We start from the raw sequence: 18,853 nt of genomic DNA, 5'->3' as shown, positions 1-18,853 counted from the left end.
CGAGAGGTGCTCAGAACAGCGCTTCTTCCATTTCCATCAGCGGCGCCAGGCCCGCGCGGCAGGTGCGGATCAGGCTGGCCGTCTCGGGCAGCAGCTTGGCGAAGTAGAAGCGCGCCGTGGCCAGCTTGGCGGTGTAGAACGGGTCGCCGGAATCCTTCTTGGCCAGCGCGATCTTGGCGGCCTGGGCGAAGAAATAGGCGAAGGTCATGTGGCCGACCACGCGCAGGTAGTCCACCGCGGCAGCGCCAACTTCATCGGGGTTGCCGAAGGCCTTCATGCCGAGTTCCTGCGTCAGCTTGTTGACCTTGTCGCCCAGGTCGGCCAGCGGATTCACGAACTCCTGCATGGCTTCGTTGGTGCCCTCTTCCTCGATGAAGGCGGCGATCTTCTTGCCGAATTTCTTCAGCGTGGCACCGTTGTTGCCCAGCACCTTGCGGCCCAGCAGGTCCAGCGACTGGATGGTGTTGGTGCCCTCGTAGATCATGTTGATGCGCGCATCGCGCACGTACTGTTCCATGCCCCACTCGTGGATGAAGCCGTGGCCGCCGAACACCTGCATGCAGTGCGACGTGGCCAGCCAGCCGTTGTCGGTGATGAAGGCCTTGATGATGGGCGTCAGCAGCGCGACTTCGGCGTCGGCTTCCTTGCGCTCGTCTTCGTCGTCGCTCTTCAGCGCCTTATCCAGCTGCAGCACGGTGTAGCCCTGCAACATGCGGCCGCCCTCGGCGAAGGCGCGAGCGGTCAGCAGCATCTTGCGCACGTCGGGGTGCACGATGATCGGGTCGGCCGGCTTGTCCGGGGCCTTGGGGCCGCTCAGCGCGCGCATCTGCAGGCGGTCCTTGGCGTAGGCCACGGCGTTCTGGTAGGCCACTTCCGTCAGGCCCAGCGACTGGTTGCCCACGCCCAGGCGCGCGGCGTTCATCATGACGAACATGGCGGCCAGGCCCTTGTTGGGCTGGCCCACCAGCGTGCCGTTGGCGCCTTCCAGCACGATCTGCGCGGTGGCGTTGCCGTGGATGCCCATCTTGTGCTCCAGGCCGGCGCAGAAGATGCCGTTGCGCGAACCCAGCGAGCCGTCGGCGTTGACGTTGAACTTGGGCACGATGAACAGCGAAATGCCCTTGGAGCCCTGCGGGGCGTCGGGCAGGCGGGCCAGCACCAGGTGGACGATGTTGTCGGCCATGTCGTGCTCGCCGGCCGAGATGAAGATCTTGGCACCGGTGATCTTGTAGGTGCCGTCGGCCTGCGGTTCGGCCTTCGTGCGCAGCAGGCCCAGGTCGGTGCCGCAATGCGGCTCGGTCAGGCACATCGTGCCGGTCCACTCGCCGCTGGTCAGCTTGGGCAGATAGATGGCCTTCTGCTCGGGCGTGCCGTGGGCGTGCAGCGCCTCGTAGGCGCCGTGGCTCAGGCCCGGATACATCGTCCAGGCCTGATTGGCCGAGTTCAGCATCTCGTAGAAGAACTGGTTCACCGTGTAGGGCAGGCCCTGGCCGCCGTACTCGGCGTCGCAGGACAGTGCCGCCCAGCCGCCTTCGACGTACTGCTTGTAGGCTTCCTTGAAGCCCTTGGGCGTCGTCACCTCGTGGGTGGCCTTGTCCAGCGTGCAACCCTCGGCGTCGCCGCTGAGGTTGATCGGGGCGATGACCTCAGCGGCGAACTTGCCGCCTTCCTCGAGCACCGCATTGATCATGTCGGCGTCGATGTCCTCGTGGCCGGGCAGCATCTTCAGCTCGTCAACGACGTTCAGCAGCTCGTGCATGACGAACTGCATGTCGCGCATGGGCGGGGTGTACTGGGGCATCGGGTACTCCTGGGACGGTCGGTGATGAAATGAAGTCAGCGCTTCGTGGCGCCGGTCTTGGAAAGCTTGCGGCCGCGCTCGACATCGAGGCCGGCCGGCGTGGCGTAGAACTGCATGGCGCGGTCGAAGCCGATCCCGGCTCGCGACAGCGCGCCCGGGATGCGCATGAAACGCGCGTCATGGTGCAGCGACAGGATCAGGCCGTGCAGTTCGAAGACGATCTGGTCGATGTCGGCATCGGCCTGCAGATGGCCCTCCTGCACGGACAGCTGGATAGCCTTGTGCAGCGCGGCGTGCCAGGCCTTGACCATCGCGACGAGCGCATCGCGCACGGGGCCCGGCCGGTCGTCGAACTCGACGGCGCCACTGATGTAGATGCAACCGGAGTCGACCTCGACGGACACGCGGCGCACCCAGCGCTCGAACATCGCGCGCAGCCGCGGCAGGCCGCGCGGCTCGCGGATGGCGGTGAAGAAGACTTCTTCCTCGAACTTGGCGTGATACTCGGTGACCACCGCGATCTGCAGCTCCTCGCGCGAGCCGAAGTGGGCGAACACGCCCGACTTGCTCATGCCGGTCACGTCCGCCAGCGCGCCGATGGAAAGGCCTTCCAGGCCCATGTGGGAGGCCAGGCCCAGCGCGGCGTCGAGGATGGCGGCGCGGGTCTGCTGGCCCTTCTGCAGCGAACGCGCCACCCGTACCGGCTTCGCGGCACGCAGCGGGGCGGCTTTCTTGGCGGGGGCGGACGAGGTGGACACGGGCACAAGAATAAAACGAACGATCGTTCTATTTTGCAGGTCGCTTCCGTGACAGCGCCAGCTTTGTGCACCGAAATCCTAGGGTGAAACGCCTAATACTGCCGTCGCCTCAGGGAACACCCTAGGCCGCCACGCTGTCATCGAACCACGCTTGAGCGCTGGCCCGGTTCTCGCTAGGCTCGCGGTCGGAGGTGAACCGACCGTGGATGTGCTCCAGCTCGATGTTTCCGGCCGACCGCAGGCCTGGATCACGACCCGCGAAGCGGCCGTGATCTACGCCAGCGACGGCGTCGCCTGGACGCTGGGCCACCCCTGCCAGACGCTGCGCGGCGGCCTGCAGCGCGTGACCGGGCGGCAGTCGCGCATCGAGGTCCATCCCATCATCGCCGTGCGCGGCGCGGTGCCCAGCCGGGCCTGGCGCCAGGCGCCGGCGCTGACGAACAGCAAGCTGTTCGTGCGTGACCGCTTCGTCTGCGCCTACTGCGGCCACCACTGCATGCCCGAGGACCTGACGCGCGAGCACATCCAGCCCACCTCGCGCGGCGGTGCCGACACCTGGATGAACTGCATCACCGCCTGCAAGGCCTGCAACGGCCGCAAGGGCAACCGCCTGCCCGAAGAGGCGCGCATGAGCCTGCTCTACCTGCCCTACGTGCCCAGCCTGCACGAGGACATGATCCTGCGCGGCCGGCGCATCCTGGCCGACCAGATGGAATTCCTGCTGGCCAGCGTGCCGCGCAACTCCCGGCTGCACGGGTAAAGAGTTGTAGCCTCAGGCGACAGTCAGTCAACGGCGGGACAATTCGACACGTTGGGCTGCTGTTGTGCCCTAGGAGTGTTTCCATGTCCAAGCTCGTGACTTCCCTTTCCCTCGCCGCCGCCCTGGTGCTGTCGGCGTGTGCGACGTCCAACCCCGACGTCATCCAGCGCGGCGACGCGCAGCGCATGTCCCAGGTGCAGGACGCGACCGTGCTGTCCTCCCGCCCGGTCGTCATCGACGGCTCGCAGAGCGGCGTCGGCGGCGTGGCCGGCGGCGTGACCGGCGCCATCGCCGGCAGCACGGTCGGCGGCCGTCGCGAAGGCCAGGTGGCCGGCGTCCTCGGCGCCGTGGCCGGCGCCGTCATCGGCAACGCCATCGAGCGTTCCGCCACCCGCGAGGACGCGCTGGAGATCACCGTCCAGCTGCGCAACGGCGAGCGCCGCGCCATCGTGCAGGCCAAGGGCGCCGAATCCTTCAACAGCGGCGACCCGGTCATCCTCGTCACCACCGGCGGCAAGACCCGCGTGATGCGCGCCCCGGCCGTCGTGCCTGCCTCCGCGCCGGGCCGCAACGGCTGACAACCAGCCCGGCGTCAGACAATGGCGGGCTTCGTCCCGCCATTTTTCATTGCCGCCCCATGTCCGACGCCACCGATACCGACGAACCCATCTTCGAGCCGCGCCTGTGGCGCGACAACGGCTGGACCGCCCAGGTCATCAAGAACGAGGACGACGAGGGCTGGGCCGTCGCGATGTTCAAGGCCGGCGAGAGCGAGCCGGCATTGGTCGGGCCCTGGACGATGGGCCGCGACAAAAAGAACCCCAAGCCGCTGGACACCGCCGCGTTCAACACGCTCGTCAAGACGGCCTCCGAGGTCATCCGCCGCCACGAACAGCAGTTGCACGCCCAGCTGAACAAGGCGCTCTACGTCGCCCGCGACGGCAACTGGATCAAGGTCTCGCTGGAAATCGTGCCCGCCGAGGACGATCCCTACGCCTGGCTGGCCGCCCAGGACGCCGCGGGCGAGCCGCTCGCCAAGGTCAAGGTCGGCGCCAATTTCAAGTTCACCCAGTCGGCCGCCGAGGCCTGGGTGGACGCCGGCTTCGAGCGCCCCGCCGGGCGGGATTGAAGGTCCGATAGCGGCCAGACGCGGGCTGGCTACGCCCGAAGAATGCGTGCACCCCCATCCCAGGAGCACGCCATGTCCTTCCGCGTCACCGGCCTGTCGGCCCAGCCCTTCGCCCACCTCTTCGGCCTCAGCGACCACGAGCTTGCCCGCCACGGCGCGCTGCGCCTGATGACGGGCGAAGGCGACCGCCACCCCGACCGCATCGAGCTGCGCCTGGCCCGCCCGGGCGAGACGGTGCTGCTCGTCAATCACGAACATCAGGGCGCCGACACGCCCTACCGCTCGCGCCACGCGATCTTCGTCCGCGAGCATGCCTCGGCGAGCTTCGACGCCATCGACAGGCTGCCGTTGATGCTGCGCAGCCTGATGTCGCTGCGCGCCTTCGATGCCGACGGCATGATGGTGGATGCCGACGTCGCCGAGGGCGAAGCGGTCGAGGCGCTCATCGAACGGTTGCTGTCACAGCCCGGCGTGGCCTATCTGCATGCCCACTACGCGCGCCGCGGGTGCTATGCGGCGTTGATCCGCCGCGCCTGAGGGCTACCTGCCGTGCAGCGTGACGGGCGCAACGTCCGCCGCGTCGCGCGCGAGCACCTGGCTGATCCGCCCATCAGGCGCGACGACGACACCGGCCCCGAAACCGCGGTGCGACGGCTCGTTCAGAGACTCCGCCCAGTTGCTCTGCAGCACCCAGGCCTGCAGCTCCCTCGCCAGTTCGGCGGCACCGGCGCGATAGGCCTCGCACAAGGCCGCCTGCTCGACATCGGAATCGGCGATGTAGCTGGGCCAGAAGATCACGCGCTGGCGATCGTCACCGGTCGGCAGCGCCGCGCGCAGTTCGGGCAGCAACTGCGCGCCGTCCAGCGTCTCACGGCACAGCACCGACGTGGCCAGCACGCTGCCGAGGGCGGTCCAGCCGCGCGCGCGGCCCGGCGTGAAGAACGTCGCCTCGCTCGGCGTGAGGCCGCGTTTGTGCACGCGCCCGCACTCGCGGCCGGCGGCGTCGATGTAGACATGGCTGTTGAAGACCGCCCCGCCCTCACCCCGCGTCGGCAGGCCGACGACGGCAGCGATGCCGAGTCGGCCGCAGGCGGCGCACAGCCGCGCCAGTGCAGCGGCCAACGCGTCACCGCCCAGAAGCTCGGGCAGGCGGCGATGAAACCCCGTCAGCGCCAGTTCCGTGCAGACACAGCCCTCGGCGCCGGCCGCTGCCGCCGCCTCGAGGGCGGCCACCGTCTCGGCCAGGTTGGCCTCCAGCGTCCAGTGCATGCGCGGCTGGGAGATGGCCCAGCGCGGGGCGGCGGCACTCAAGCCGCGATCTCGAAGCTCAGCCCCGCGCGCTCATGCAGGCGGCGCACCAGCGCCAGCCCCATCGCACTGCCGGGTGTCCACACGCCGCCGGGTGTCGCGTCGCGGCCCACGTCCTGCAGCAGGCACAGCGCCGCCTCGCTGATGAGCTTGCAGGTCGAGCCGTAGCCGGGGTCGCGGTCGCCCTTGACGACGGCCCGCAGCGTCTCGCCTGCCGCCGACTTGCCGGTGAACCAGACCTCGTAGCGCCCCGCCTCGCGGGCGGCTGCGTTGGGGCCGTCCCCGGGCTGGGTCAGCACGAAGCGGCGCAGCAGCGCGCGTGTCGGGCCGAAGCCCAGCACCAGGTTCTGCAGCTTCGTGATCCTCGCCAGCGCCATGGCCTTGCGCCGCCCCCGGTCGCCCTGGCCGGGCTTGCCGGTCAGCAGCTTCTCGTCGTAGACAAAGCCCTCGCCCCAGGGATGGCCGCGCAGCGCGTTGCTGCGGTGGACGTTCTTCGTGTTGATCGTCGCCATGACGAAGGGGCCGCACCAGGCGCCGGCCCAGTCGTCGAAGCCGGCCTCCTGGCCGGCGGGCTGGCGCGGGCCCTTGAAGCCCGGCGTCAGCGCGAACGGGTTGGCCATCAGCTTGACGAGCGAGGGCTCACGGCGCACGGCCTCGATGGTTTCCATCAAGCTGGCGAAGGTGCCGCCGGAGAACGTGCCCTTGAGCCGCGCGACGCGGCCGCGCACCTCGGGCAGCGGCGCGCCGAAGCGCTTCTCGGCCTCGGCCTGCAGGTAGACGACGCCGAGGTCGAACGGGATGGAATCGAAGCCGCAGGAGAACACGATGCGCGCGCCACTCGCCTGCGCCAGCGGCGACAGCTTGTCGATCATGCGCGCCATCCACAGCGGCTCGCCGCACAGGTCCACGTAGTCGGTGCCAGCCTCGGCGCAGGCGGTGGCCAGCGGTTCGCCGTGCACTTGGTAGGGCCCCACCGTCGTGATGACGACACGGGTACGCCGCACCAGCGCCTGAAGCGCGGCAGCGTCGTTGGCGTCCGCCTTCAGCAGCGCGACGGAAGGTGGCAGGTGCAGTTCGTCGCGCACCTTGGCCAGCTTGTCGAGGCTGCGTCCGGCGATGGCCCAGCGCGCGCCTGCCGCGCCGCTGAGGTGCAGGTACTCGGCCACGAGGCGGCCGGTGAAGCCGGTCGCGCCGAACACGACGAGGTCGAACTCCCGGTCCATCACGCGACGTGCCCCTTCATCGCCAGCCAGTCGCTGCGCAGCAGCGACAGCGAATGGCAGTCCACGTACTCGCCATTGACGAAGACGATGCCGCGCTGGATGCCCTCGTGCTTGAACCCGCACTTCTCGGCGACACGGCGCGACGCATGGTTGTGCACGGACATGCCGCAGGACAGCCGGTTCACGGGCCAGTTCTCGAACAGGTAGTCCACCAGCAGCGAGGCGGCCTCGGTCATCAACCCCTGGCCGCGCATCGCGATGTCGGCCATCGTCCAGCCGATCTCACGCGCCGTCGTGTAGCGCGCCGCGGCGAAGTGCACGACGTCGCCGATGACGCTGCCATCGATCAGATGGCAGATCAACAGCCGCTCAGCATCCTCACCGGAGAAGCCGTTGTCCTTCCAACGCTGCTCCACTGTGTGCGGCGGCATCATCCGCGTGCCCATGAAGGGGCCCCGGATCTGCGGGTCGCCGCTGGTGCGCTTGAGCCAGGGCAGGTCTTCTTCGGTGACATGGCGCAGGCCGACGCGTTGTCCTCTGAGCATGGGTTCCTTTCCCTCCAACAAAGAAGCCCGGCCGGGGCCGGGCTCCGTCGGGGCATTGTGCGGTCAGAGCGTCGCGCCGGCGGCAGCCGCGGTGGGCATGGGCTCCTGCGACCTGAGGGCGGCCAGCAGCTCGGCGCTGACATCGCGCCCGCCGCCGACGTTCGTGAAGATCGTGCTGACCGTCCAGATCGGCCCCCACGGGATGCCCCAGGGTCCGGCCACCAGCGACAGCACGGAGAAGCCGAGACGGCGCCCCCAATCGGCCTCCCCGGCGCGCAGCAGGTACAGGCCCGAGCCGCGCTTGAACGACATGACGACGATGGAGATGCAGAAGCCGTAGGCGACGACGCGTGCGCCGTTCTGCAGTTCCTGCCTCAGCTCGGCCGCACTCAGGCGCTCGGCGCCATTGATCTTGATGTCCATCCCTGCCTCCTCCTAGTTGAAATACGGTCGTTCGTGGCTCAACAGCAGCCGCTTGGCGCCTTCGCGCCAGGCCGGCGGCGCGCGCTCGCCCAGGCGCATGACGGCCATGCTGTAAGCCTGACCGCGCAGCTCCAGCGACAGGCCCTGCAGGTGCTTCTCGGCGCTGGACAGCGTGGCCGGGCTGCGCAGCGCGGCACGGAAGTCCTCCATGCGACGCAGCTGCCCGGGCTCGATACCCTGCAGCGCGGCCGGCTCGGCCTGCGGCGCGGGCCAGCCCTCGCGCTCGGCCAGTGCCAGCGCCGTCCACCAGGTCTGCGAGTCCAGCCCCTCGGCACCGGGCAGCGCCGCCGCACGCTGGCGCAGCTCGGCAGAGGCACCGTCGGAGGCCGCGGCCAGGCGCAGCAGATGCGCGCTGGGCGAGCTGTCCGCGGCGGCTGCGCGGTCCGGCCGGCCCTGGGCCAATTGCTGATAGGCCTCGGGCTCGAAGACCAGCGACGCGGCCCGGACCTGCATGCCGAACGCAGCCTGCAACCGGCTCGGCGGCCCCATGCGCTCGGCGTCGGCCGGCAGCGGCTTCTCTTCGAGCAGGCGGCGCAGGCGGTTGGCCTCGATGCTCGCGAACGGCGCCAGCGTCGGCTCGGCCCGGGCCAGCTCGTAGTCGCGCAGCGCGACGCGCCAGTTCGCCGCGCCGGCCTCGGCCCAGGCGGCGCCGTAGGCCAGCCAGGCATGCTGCGGGAAGTGCCGCAGGCCCGCCTGCAGCGCCGTGTCGCGCTGCGGGCCGTCGGGCAGGCAGCGTGCGGCCAGGTAGACCAGGTCGCCCTCGGCGCCCGGCGCGGTCGCGCGGCGGCCCAGCTCGTCGCACAGCGGCTGCAGCTCGGCGGCACGCAGTGTGTCGAAGCGCTCGCGCTGCAGCTCGATGCTGGCGGGCTCCCGCGCCAGTGCCGCGGCGAGCAACTTGTCGTGCGCCGGCCGGCCGCGCAGCTGCGACAGCCACACGAAGCGCACAGGCGAGTCGCGCCGGTCCCAGCGCAGATGCAGCTCGCCCAGACGTTCGGCGGCCGTGGCATCGCCGCGCAGCAGGTCCAGCTGCAGGCCCGGCACGGCGTCAGCGCCGCTGTAGAGCACACGTCGCGTCTCGGTCTGGCCGGCCTTGACGGACACGCTCTGCGGCGGGTCGGCGAAGAACACGTCGGCGCGGCTGCCGGACCATCGCGGCGTGCCGATGACCTGGGGCGGCGGGGTCTGCACGTTGCGGCCGTAGGTGTAGGTCAGCTCCACCAGCGGCGCGGCACCGGCGACGTTGTAGACCTGCCGACCCGGGCCATGGTCCAGCGCCACCTCGAAGTGCTCGATGGCCTCGCCCTGCTCGGTCTGCGCATCGACGGCCAGGTGCTCGTCGGGTGCGAGGTCCACGGTCGTGCTGCCGTAGGGCGGCAGCGTGACGGCGCCCGCACCGCCGAGCTTGACGCGCACGGTGCGGTCCAGGCCGTTCAGCACCTGCACGGTGATGTCGCCGTAGCCGCCGCCGAAGCCCAGCACGCCGGCCACGATGCCGCCGGCCACGGCAACGCGTGCCGCCGTCGCGCCCGCGCCCTGCGCAGCCAGGAAGCGCGCCCACAGGTTGGGCTTGAGCGTGCGCGGGCGCTCGGCGCCCTCCAGCAGCACGGCGTAGCGCGGCGGTGCGGCGGGCACGGGGTCGCCGTCAGCCGGCGCATGCGCCTCGCCGCGCGCGACGCGGGCCTCGGCGTCCAGCAGCTCGCCCAGCACAGCCGCGCGCAGGCGGTCCAGCGCGTGCTCGGCCAGGTCCATCCAGCTGTCGATGACGTTGAGCCAGCCGCCCAGGTTGCCGTAGTCCGGCGCGTCGAGCTTGAGCGTGCCCAGCGCGGCGCGCCAGCTCTCGACCTCCATGCGCTTGAGCGTGGCCGCGTCCAGCTGCAGCAGGCCGGCGTGGCCGTAGAGGTCCAGCAGGCCCTCGTGCAGCTCGCCGGCGGCGCGCAGCACGCGGTCACGCACGTCGTTGGTGATGCGGCCGGCCGTCAGCACGCGCACGGTGTGGGCCAGCACGCCGCGCAGGTCGCGCAGGTTGGCGGCGGTGTGCTCGGCGTAGTGCAGCTGCGCCAGCAGGCCGCGCAGCCGCGCCTCGCTGCCATCGCCCAGCGTGCGGGCCAGCGCGAGGTGCGCCTCGCGTGCGGCGCGGTCGTGGCGGCGCAGCTGCTCCTGCAGCCGGGCGTGCTCGGCCGGCTCCTTGTCGGCATCGAGGCGGCGCCAGCGTCGCACGGCTTCACCGAGGCTGGCCGGGTAGAGGCTCGCGAGGCGCCGGATGCCGTCCGCCTCGGCCGGCAGGTCGCCGGTGAGCTGGCCGGGCTCGGCGGCGTGGCGGGTCAGCGCGCGGCCCAGGTAGGCGCCGCGGTAGCGCGGCCGCGCCAGCTCGCCGCCGAAGCGCTCGTCCAGCAGGGCTTGCAGCGCGGCGTCGTCCAGCAGCGGCGCGGACTCGGGCGTCTCGAACAGCCGGCGCGAGACCTGCGCGCGCAGCGCCGCGGCGTTGTCGAACAGCGTCCATGCGCTGCGCTCGTCGATGTCGCCCGACCGGTAGTCGGCCTTGGCGCGGGCTTCGCGCTCGTGGTTGAGCGGGTGGGTGCGCCACATCTGCGGCACGGCGCTGTCGGCGGTGTCGAACAGCCGCGCCGGGCCAGCGCCCTGCGGCGGCAGCTGGCCGTAGCGCTCGTCGTCCAGCATGCGGGCGGTGCGGCGCGCGACCTCGGCCTGCAGCGTGAACAGGTCGCCGACGCCCTGCTCCCTGGCCTTCAGCTCGGCGGCGATGCCGGCGGCGCGCTCCCAGTCGCCATCGGCCGTCTGCAGCTTGTAGAGCGCATGGATGAGGGCGTCGCTGCCGGTCAGCGCCACGGCCACCGCGTCGGCGCCGTACTCCATCTCGCGGCCCAGGCTGCGCTGCAGCAGTTGCACGCCGGTGAAGACGCTGTCGACCAGGCTGCGGATGGCCCAGACGATGAGGCTGAGCAGCCAGCCCACCCAGGCGATGCGGAAGTCGAAGCCGCTCAAGGCCTGCAGGAAGCGGTCCAGCATGTCGCGCTGCGCAACCAGCCGCGCGGCGATCTGTTGCGCCACGTAGACCCAGCGGCCCACGGCCATCGCCCGCTGCGCGAAGTGGCCGAACTCGTGCGCCAGCACCGCACGCAGCTCGCTGCGCGTCAGCACGTTGACGAGGCCCAGGCCGATCTCGAGGTTCTTCTTCGTCGGGAACAGCAGGTTCAGCGGCGACAGGTCGTAGAACACCGCCGCGTTGACCCGCGCCGACACCAGCACGCGGTGCGGCCGCGGCGCGCCGACGGCGTCGGCGATGGCATGCAGCTCGGCGAACAGCGCGGGCTGGTCGGCGGGTTGGATCTCGAAGGCATGGTCTTCCGCGCGCTTCTGGCGGAAGAACAGCGCCTTCAGCATGAAGACGGCCAACAGCGCCGCGCACAGCGCGACGAGCCCGGCCCAGAGGGCGTCGTTGCGGCCGGCGAGCGCGCCCCGGCCGAGCCGCCAGGCCGTCCACGCGAACCAGCCGGCGAGGCCGAGATAGGCGCCCAGGAACCCGATCAGCGACGCGACAGCGCCCCAGGCGCGGAGCTGATAGCTGCGCGGTGTCGGCGCCGGCGTGACGGCCGGCAGCGACCCGGCGGGTTGCTGCTGTTGCAAGAGATCCTCCCTTCGCGCCGGGGCTCGTGCGGCCCCTGGGCGCCTCACTTCACGTCGTCAGAAATGAATCCCGCGCATCATCTGCTGCAGCGCGATAGCCTCGGGTGACAGGCCGCCGCCCTTGGCCTTCTCGCCGGGCTTCAGGTTCTTGGCGGCCTCGCTGTCCGGGAACATGCGGAAGGTTGTGTTCATGACGATCTGCGCAATGCGCGGTGCGACGGCGTGCAGGATCTGGCCCGTCATGCCCAGCCTTGTCGCGATGCGCACCGGCTTGGCCGTGCAGGCCTGCGCGATCATGTCGGCCGCCTCTTCGGGCGACAGCGTCGGCACGTTGTTGTAGATCTTGGTGGGCGCGATCATCGGCGTGCGCACCAGCGGCATGTTGATGGTCGTGAACGTGACGCCGGTGTCGGCGAACTCACTGGACGCGCAGCGCGTCCAGGCGTCCAGCGCGGCCTTGCTTGCGACGTAAGCGCTGAAGCGCGGCGCGTTGGTCAGCACGCCGATGGAGCTGATGTTGACGACGTGGCCCTTCTTCTTGGCCGCCATGCCGGGCAGCAGGCCCATCGTGACGCGCAGGCAGCCGAAGTAGTTCAGCTGCATCGTGCGCTCGAAGTCGTGGAAGCGGTCGTAGCTGCTCTCGATGGCGCGGCGGATGGAGCGGCCGGCGTTGTTGATGAGGAAGTCCACGCCGCCGAACTCGCCGTTGCACCACTCGATGAGGTTGGCGGCGCCTTCCTCATCGGCGATGTCGCAGGCGAAGGCATGCACCTGCGCGCCTTTTCCCGCCTTGTCCTTGATCTCCTTGACGGCCTCGTCCAGCTTGGCCTGGTCACGCGCGCAGATCAGCGTGATGGCGCCGGCCTCGGCGAACTTGATGGCCGCGGCCAGGCCGATGCCCGACGAGCCGCCCGTCACCAGCACCACCTTGCCGCCGGTCGCGCCCTTGAGCGAGCGGTCGATGAAGAGGTCGGGGTCGAGGTGGCGCTCCCAGTAGTCCCACAGCCGCCAGGCGTAGTCGTTCAGGTCCGGGCAGGCGATGCCCGAGCCCTTCAACGCACCCTCGGTGTCGCGGCAGTCGAAGCGCGTCGGGTAGTTGATGAAGGTGAACATGTCGTCCGGCAGGCCGAGGTCCTTCATGACCGCGTTGCGGATGCGGCGCACCGGCGCCAGCGCCATCAGGCCCTTCTTCACGCTGCGGGGGATGAAGCCCAGCAGCGCGGCGTTGATGAACAGGTTCATCTTGGGCGCGTGCGCGGCCTTGCTGAAGATGTCCAGCACGTCGCCGACGCGGTAGCCCTTGGGGTCGACGAGGTGGTAGCAGCCCTGGCTCTCGTGGACCTTGTGCGAGATGTGGTCGAGCGCGTCGACGACGAAGTCCACCGGCACGATGTTGATGCGCCCCCCCTCCAGGCCCACGCTGGGCATCCACGGCGGCAGGATCTGGCGCATGCGCTGGATCAGCTTGAAGAAGTAGTAAGGCCCGTCGATCTTGTCCATCTCGCCGGTCGTGGAGTCGCCGACGACGAGCGCGGGGCGGTAGACCGTCCACGGCCGCTTGCACTCCTTGCGCACGATCTTCTCGCTCTCGTGCTTGGTCATGAAGTACGGGTGGTCGAGGTTCTCGGCCTCGTCGAACATGTCCTCGCGGAACACGCCTTCGTACAGGCCCGCCGCGGCGATGGATGACACGTGGTGCACGTGGCCGGCGTCGATCGCCTGCGCGAACTCCACCATGCTGCGCGTGCCCTCGATGTTGACGGCCACCTGCGACTCCTCGTCGGCGCCCAGGTCGTAGACGGCGGCGAGGTGGTAGAGGTGGTCGATCTGGCCCTTGAGGCTCTTGATGACGTCACTGGCCACGCCCAGCTTCTTGCCCGTGAGGTCCCCGTAGACGGGGATCGCCCGCGTCTTGCTGACGCCCCAGTAGGCCAGCAGGTCGGGCAGCTTGGCGGCGCTCTCCTCGCGCATCAGGAAGTGGACCGTGCTGCCCCGGCGGGCCAGCAGCTTCTTGACGAGTCGCTTGCCGATGAAGCCGGTCGCGCCGGTGACGAAATACTGCATGCGGGTCTCCTGAATTGGGGGTTTCGCCTGATTCTTCCCCAGCGCCCGAGGCCGGCCGGTGGGCACTTTCCCGAGGAACCGCATAGAGACTCCACACTAGGAATCGACGCGCCACGAGCCCATGCCGCCGCTAAAGTCCGCTCGCAATCTGCACATTCGAAAGGACACCCCATGGTCAAGAAGCTCCAGAAGATGGCTGACAAGAAGAAGGCTGCGGCCGCCAGCGGCTTCCCGGCCGGCCTGCTCGACAGCGCGATGGCCCAGAACGTCAAGGACAGCGCCCAGCAGATCTGGGCCGCCGGTCTCGCCTCCTTCGCCAAGGCCCAGGGCGAAGGCTCCAAGGTCTTCGAGGCCCTCGTCTCGGAAGGACTCAAGTTGCAGAAGAAGACCCAATCCGCCGCCGAAGAAAAGCTCAGCGCCGTGGCCAGCAAGGTCAGCAGCGTCGCCGGCGATGTCGGCGCCAAGGCCGGCCAGCAGTGGGACAAGCTGGAATCCATCTTCGAAGCCCGCGTAGCCAAGGCGCTGCAGGGCCTGGGCGTGCCGACCAAGGGCGACATCGACGCGCTGATCAAGCGCATCGACGCGCTGGCCGTCGCCACCGGCGTGCAGCCGGCCAAGAAGGCCGCTGCGAAGAAGGCCGCTCCCGCCGCCAAGAAGGCACCGGCCGCGAAGCCCGCCGCCGCGCCTGCCAAGAAGGCTGCGGCTGCCAAGCCCGTCGCCGCAAAGAAGGCCGCTCCGGCCAAGAAGGCGCCCGCTGCCAAGAAGGCCGCTGCGCCCAAGGCCGAGCCGACGGCTCAGGCCTGATCTCGCAGACTGACTCTCGCTGACCATGCGCCAGCCAAGGATTGGCCTGGCCCTGGCCGGCGGCGGCCCACTGGGCGCCATCTATGAAGTTGGCGCCCTTTGCGCTTTGGAGGAGGCCGTCGACGGCCTGGACTTCACCGCCTGCGACGGCTACATCGGCGTCAGCGCCGGCGGCTTCATCGCCGCCGGCCTGGCCAACGGCATGACGCCGCGCCAGCTCTGCGCCGCCTTCATCGAGAACACCGCCGAAGCGCCCGACCGCTTCGACCCCGCCGAGCTGCTGCAGCCCGCCTGGGCCGAGTTCGGCCAGCGGCTGCGCCTGCTGCCGCAGCTGCTGCGCGACGCGGCGCGCGAGGTGCTGCTGGAAGGCCGCTCGCGGCTCTCAGCCATCGAGCGCCTGGGCCGCGTGCTGCCCACCGGCCTGCTGAGCAGCGAGCGCTTTGGCGAAGCACTCACACGCGTGTTCGCCGTACCCGGCCGCACCAACGACTTCCGCGAGCTGAAGCGCCGCCTCGTGCTCGTCGCCACCGACCTCGACACCGGCGAGGCCGTCCCCTTCGGCGCCGACGGCTGGGACCATGTGCCCATCTCGCAGGCCGTGCAGGCCAGCGCCGCGCTGCCGGGGCTGTTCCCGCCGGTCGAGATCGACGGCCGGCACTACGTCGATGGCGCGCTGAAGAAGACGCTGCACGCCTCCGTGCTGCTGGACCGCGGGCTGGACCTGCTGATCTGCCTGAACCCGCTGGTGCCCTACGCCAGCGACCGCCTCTCGCACCGCGAGGCCCGCTCGCGCCGCGCGAAGAAGCTCGCCAGCAAACTGGGCCGCGCGGCCGGGCGCGCGCTGCAGCCCCGCATCCACCGGCTCGTGGACGGTGGCCTGCCGCTGGTGCTGTCGCAGACCTTCCGCTCGCTGATCCATTCGCGGCTGGAGCTCGGCATGAAGGGCTACGAGCTGACGCACCCGCAGACCGACATCCTGCTGTTCGAGCCCGACCCGCGCGACGCCGAACTCTTCCTCGCCAACACCTTCAGCTACAGCCAGCGCCGCCACCTCGCCGAGCATGCCTACCAGGCCACGCGCGAGCAGTTGCGCGCGCGTGCGGCCCGGCTGAAGCCGCAGTTCGCGCGCGCCGGCCTCACGCTGCGCGAGGACGTGCTCGCCAGCCGCGAGGCACGCCTGCTGCCCGCCCCCGGCGAGACACGCCTGGAGCAGGCACTGCGCTCGCTGCGCGGATCGCTGAGCGTGCTTGAAGCTAGGCGTCCACCAGCCGCCGCGTGATGGCCGCACGCAGTGGCGGCAGGTGGCGCACCACGTCGATGACCGCGCGCCGCAGCGCCAGCACCGGTGCGCGGTCGTCCGTGAAGAAGCGCACCAGCGCGTTCGTCCCGGCATACAGCGGACCGGCCTCGCGGCGGTGCTCGGCCTCGTAGGCCCGCAGCGCGCCCAGCTCACCGGGGTCGCGTGACGCATCCAGCCGCCGCGACAGCGCCTCGATGCCGTAAAGCCCGAGGTTGTAGCCGTGTGCCGTCACCGGGTGCATGCCCACGGCCGCGTCACCGATCAACGCGAAGCGCGGCGCGACGAAGCGCTCGGCCCACACGGCCACCAGCGGGTAGACATGGCGGGCGCCGTCCACCCGCATCGCGCCCAGCCGGCCGTCCGCCGCGGACTGGATGGCTGCGGCCAGCGCCGCGTCGTCCATGGCCGCCAGCCGGGGCAGCTCGGCGTTCGCGACGGTCCACACGGCCGAGCTGCGCCGGCCGTTCATCGGCAGCAGCGCCAGCGTGTGGCCGGCCAAAAAGCACTCCTGCGCCAGCCCCTGGTGGTCCACCTCGTGCGCCAGCGGCACCAGCAGCGCACTGCGGCCGAAGTCGCGGTGGCGGGCGCCGATGCCAGCCAGGCGGCGCAGCGTCGAGAAGCGGCTGTCGGCCGCAACGACCAGCGGCGCCGCATGCACCTCGCCGCAACGCGTGCGCAGCCGCGCCTGCGCCGCGTCGGCCTCGAAACCCACGACGGTGCGGCCGCACAGCACCGGCACGCCGCGTTCGCGAACGCCGGCCCAGGCCGCGGCGCGCAGATGGTGGTTGGACACCAGCCAGCCCAGATCCTGCCCGTCCGCCTCGAACGGCAGTGCCGTGCGCGAGCCGCTGGAGCGCACGCTGGCGCGGCGCAGCGGCGCAATGTCCGGCAGGCGTTGCCACAGCCCCAGGCCTTGCAGCAGGCGGCGCGAGCGGTGCGTCAGCGCGATCTCGCGTCCATCGTCCGGCGGCGCGGCCAGGAAGGCCTCGTCGGCCTGTTCCAGCACACGAACATCCAGGCCGCGGTCATGCAATGCACAGGCCAGCGCCAGGCCCGCGGGGCCGGCGCCACCGATGAGCACCTGGGGAGAGGAAGCAGCAATGACAGTCATTCGCGCAGCCTAGGCCGCTGCCGCGCGGCGCGCCTTGACCCAGGTCAGGAGGCGTCGGCTTCCGCCTCGCGCTCCTCCAGCGTCTGCAGCTCGACGAGGCGGCGGTACAGCCCGCCGGCCACGCCCATCAGTGCCTCGTGCGTGCCGCGCTCCTGCAGATGGCCGTGGTTCAGCACGAGGATCTGGTCGGCCGCACGGATCGTCGACAGCCGATGTGCGATGGCGATGACCGTCACACGGCCATGCAGCGCCGCCAGCGCGGCGCCGATGCGCGCCTCGGTCTCGCTGTCGACATTGCTGGTGGCCTCGTCGAGGAACAAGATGCGCGGCGCACCGGCCAGCGCCCGCGCCATCGCGAGCAGCTGCTTCTGGCCCGTTGACACACGGGCGCCACCCTCGCCGAGCTTCGTGTCGTAGCCCTGCGGCAGCGCGAGGATGAAGTCGTGCGCGCGCGCCGACCTGGCCGCGTCTTCGACAGCTTCGTTGCTGATGCCCGGCCGCCCCATCGCGATGTTCTCGCGCACGCTGGCCGACAGCAGGAAGGGCTCCTGCGGCACCAGGCCCACGGCGTCACGAAACGCCGCGTCGGGCACCGAGGCCAGTGGCTGACCATCGACCGTGATGCGCCCCTGCTGCGCCGTGTAGAAACGCAGCAGCAGCGACAGCAGCGTGCTCTTGCCGCTGCCCGTGTGGCCCACGATGCCGGTGAAGCTGCCGGCCGGGATGTCCACGTCCACGCCGTGCAGCACCGGCCGCGCCGGGTCGTAGCCGAAGCCCAGCGACTCGATGCGGATCGCGCCCCGCGAGATCGGCACGCCGTCCTGCGGCGGCCCGCGGTGTTCGTCCTCCTCAAGCAGCGCCCGCACCCGCGATGCGGCGACCATGGACTGCTGAAGCTGGCCGAACTGCATCGTGATCTGGATCAGCGGCTCGACGACGCGGGCGATGTAGGCCAGAAAGGCATACAGCAGGCCTACCTCCAGCCCCGACAGCTCGCGCCGCCCGAAGCCGTAGATGACGGTGACGAGCAGCAGCACGTTGAGCAGGTCCAGCGCCGGCCGCAGCAGCCACGCGTTGGCGCGCAGCTCGGCGATGCGCGACAGCCGGTGCTCGGCGTTCACCGCCTCGAAGCGCGCGCCGAAGCGCCCCGCCGCCCCGGCCGCCTGCAGCACCGCCATGCCGGCCATGCTCTCGGCCATCTGCGCATTGATGTCGCTGCGCAGCTGCCGCGTGCGCGCGACGGCCGGCGCGGACAGGCGCTGGTAGCCCTTGATGATGAGCACCATGGCCGGCACCAGCGTCGCGACGATGAGCATCAACCGCCAGTCCAGGAAGGCCATCGCCACCAGCGAGCCGGCCACGACGATGGACGAGTCCAGCATCACGTACAGCACCTGCCGGTAGAGCTGGTTGACCGCCTCGGTGTCGTTGGTCACGCGGCTGACGAGCTGGCCCGTGATGGCCTTGTCGAAGAAGGCCATCGGCAGCGCCAGCACATGCGCGTAGACCCGCTCACGCAGCCGCAGCACCGAGCGCCGCGCGACGCCGGCCATGCGCGACAGCTGGGCGTAGCGCAACCACGTCGCGGCCCAGCCGCTCAGCAGCACCAGCGCCAGCAGCATCGCCATCGCGCCGAGGTCGTAGTGGCCCGGCAGCAGGTGGTGGTCGATGTAGCGCTTGCCGAGGATGGGCGCGATGGCCTCCAGGCCGGCCGCCAGCAACAGCCACAGGCCGCCGCGGATCAGCTGCGGCCGCTCGGGCCGCGCTGAATCCATCAGCAGGCCGACGCTCTGCCAGGGTTTCTCTTGGGGCTTTGCCATCTCAGCTGTCCACTCCACACATGCGACGCACGACACCGCCGCATTGCAGGCCGAGCGCTGGGCCGCTCCCGAGCCGGCCCGCGCTGGCGATGTGCTCGCGGCTCG

16 protein-coding genes are annotated in these 18,853 nt (G+C 70.6%); 6 read left to right on the top strand and 10 right to left on the bottom strand.

Annotated elements, in window-relative coordinates; genetic code table 11:
• Positions 1 to 10 precede the first annotated feature (10 nt).
• Entirely contained in the window at positions 11 to 1,801 is a 1,791-nt protein-coding gene (locus ACG04R_RS19330; protein ID WP_394414550.1) for an acyl-CoA dehydrogenase C-terminal domain-containing protein, read from the bottom strand.
• A gap of 35 nt (positions 1,802 to 1,836) precedes the next feature.
• Positions 1,837 to 2,559 (bottom strand): TetR/AcrR family transcriptional regulator, encoded by a 723-nt coding sequence (locus tag ACG04R_RS19325; RefSeq protein WP_394414547.1) that lies wholly within the window; start codon positions 2,557 to 2,559, stop codon positions 1,837 to 1,839.
• A gap of 202 nt (positions 2,560 to 2,761) precedes the next feature.
• Between ACG04R_RS19325 and ACG04R_RS19320 the strand changes: the two genes are divergently transcribed.
• The 4 genes from ACG04R_RS19320 to ACG04R_RS19305 all read left to right on the top strand — a co-directional run bounded on the left by ACG04R_RS19320 (position 2,762) and on the right by ACG04R_RS19305 (position 4,985).
• Complete coding sequence (locus tag ACG04R_RS19320) at positions 2,762 to 3,319, top strand: HNH endonuclease (RefSeq protein WP_394414544.1); 558 nt, start codon at positions 2,762 to 2,764, stop codon at positions 3,317 to 3,319.
• An 83-nt stretch (positions 3,320 to 3,402) separates the two neighbouring features.
• On the top strand, positions 3,403 to 3,897 hold the full coding sequence (locus tag ACG04R_RS19315) for an outer membrane lipoprotein (RefSeq protein WP_394414541.1): 495 nt from the start codon (positions 3,403 to 3,405) through the stop codon (positions 3,895 to 3,897).
• A gap of 59 nt (positions 3,898 to 3,956) precedes the next feature.
• Positions 3,957 to 4,448 carry a hypothetical protein gene (locus tag ACG04R_RS19310; RefSeq protein WP_394414539.1) on the top strand — a complete coding sequence of 164 codons (492 nt, stop codon included), beginning with the start codon at positions 3,957 to 3,959 and terminating at the stop codon, positions 4,446 to 4,448.
• A 72-nt stretch (positions 4,449 to 4,520) separates the two neighbouring features.
• Complete coding sequence (locus ACG04R_RS19305; protein WP_394414537.1) at positions 4,521 to 4,985, top strand: DUF1203 domain-containing protein; 465 nt, start codon at positions 4,521 to 4,523, stop codon at positions 4,983 to 4,985.
• A 3-nt stretch (positions 4,986 to 4,988) separates the two neighbouring features.
• Here the strand turns inward: ACG04R_RS19305 and ACG04R_RS19300 are convergent, their stop codons facing one another.
• From ACG04R_RS19300 to ACG04R_RS19275, 6 genes are all read right to left on the bottom strand, one after another.
• Positions 4,989 to 5,759 (bottom strand): nitrilase-related carbon-nitrogen hydrolase, encoded by a 771-nt coding sequence (locus ACG04R_RS19300; protein ID WP_394414534.1) that lies wholly within the window; start codon positions 5,757 to 5,759, stop codon positions 4,989 to 4,991.
• The gene (locus ACG04R_RS19295; RefSeq protein WP_394414531.1) at positions 5,756 to 6,979 is read right to left on the bottom strand and encodes a saccharopine dehydrogenase family protein; all 1,224 of its coding nucleotides are present in this window, start codon (positions 6,977 to 6,979) and stop codon (positions 5,756 to 5,758) included. Before ACG04R_RS19295 ends, ACG04R_RS19300 begins: the two co-directional genes overlap by 4 nt.
• Complete coding sequence (locus ACG04R_RS19290) at positions 6,979 to 7,524, bottom strand: GNAT family N-acetyltransferase (RefSeq protein ID WP_394414528.1); 546 nt, start codon at positions 7,522 to 7,524, stop codon at positions 6,979 to 6,981. The genes ACG04R_RS19295 and ACG04R_RS19290 overlap by 1 nt, the downstream gene beginning before the upstream one ends.
• A gap of 63 nt (positions 7,525 to 7,587) precedes the next feature.
• Positions 7,588 to 7,947, bottom strand: coding sequence for a hypothetical protein (locus ACG04R_RS19285; protein ID WP_394414525.1), 360 nt, complete (start codon positions 7,945 to 7,947; stop codon positions 7,588 to 7,590).
• Positions 7,948 to 7,959: 12 nt separating this feature from the next.
• Complete coding sequence (locus tag ACG04R_RS19280; protein WP_394414522.1) at positions 7,960 to 11,649, bottom strand: M48 family metalloprotease; 3,690 nt, start codon at positions 11,647 to 11,649, stop codon at positions 7,960 to 7,962.
• A gap of 57 nt (positions 11,650 to 11,706) precedes the next feature.
• Positions 11,707 to 13,713: an SDR family oxidoreductase gene (locus tag ACG04R_RS19275; protein ID WP_394414519.1), complete on the bottom strand. Its 2,007-nt coding sequence runs from the start codon at positions 13,711 to 13,713 to the stop codon at positions 11,707 to 11,709.
• Between the two features lie 171 nt (positions 13,714 to 13,884).
• Here ACG04R_RS19275 and ACG04R_RS19270 point away from each other — a divergent pair, with 171 nt between their 5' ends.
• Positions 13,885 to 14,517: a phasin family protein gene (locus ACG04R_RS19270; RefSeq protein WP_394414516.1), complete on the top strand. Its 633-nt coding sequence runs from the start codon at positions 13,885 to 13,887 to the stop codon at positions 14,515 to 14,517.
• Positions 14,518 to 14,542: 25 nt separating this feature from the next.
• Positions 14,543 to 15,796, top strand: coding sequence for a patatin-like phospholipase family protein (locus tag ACG04R_RS19265; RefSeq protein ID WP_394414513.1), 1,254 nt, complete (start codon positions 14,543 to 14,545; stop codon positions 15,794 to 15,796).
• Here the strand turns inward: ACG04R_RS19265 and ubiM are convergent.
• Both ubiM and ACG04R_RS19255 read right to left on the bottom strand, forming a co-directional pair.
• Entirely contained in the window at positions 15,771 to 16,928 is a 1,158-nt protein-coding gene (gene ubiM / locus ACG04R_RS19260) for a 5-demethoxyubiquinol-8 5-hydroxylase UbiM (protein ID WP_394414509.1), read from the bottom strand. The genes ACG04R_RS19265 and ubiM overlap by 26 nt on opposite strands.
• Positions 16,929 to 16,972: 44 nt before the next feature.
• Positions 16,973 to 18,748 carry an ABC transporter ATP-binding protein gene (locus tag ACG04R_RS19255; RefSeq protein ID WP_394414506.1) on the bottom strand — a complete coding sequence of 592 codons (1,776 nt, stop codon included), beginning with the start codon at positions 18,746 to 18,748 and terminating at the stop codon, positions 16,973 to 16,975.
• Between the last annotated feature and the right edge of the window lie 105 nt (positions 18,749 to 18,853).

The sequence above is a fragment of the Pelomonas candidula genome, assembly GCF_043555985.1.
In the GTDB taxonomy this organism is placed as follows: domain Bacteria; phylum Pseudomonadota; class Gammaproteobacteria; order Burkholderiales; family Burkholderiaceae_C; genus Pelomonas; species Pelomonas candidula.
The sequence above is the reverse complement of the archived record's forward strand: the minus strand, read 5'-3'. Positions and strand labels throughout refer to the sequence as shown.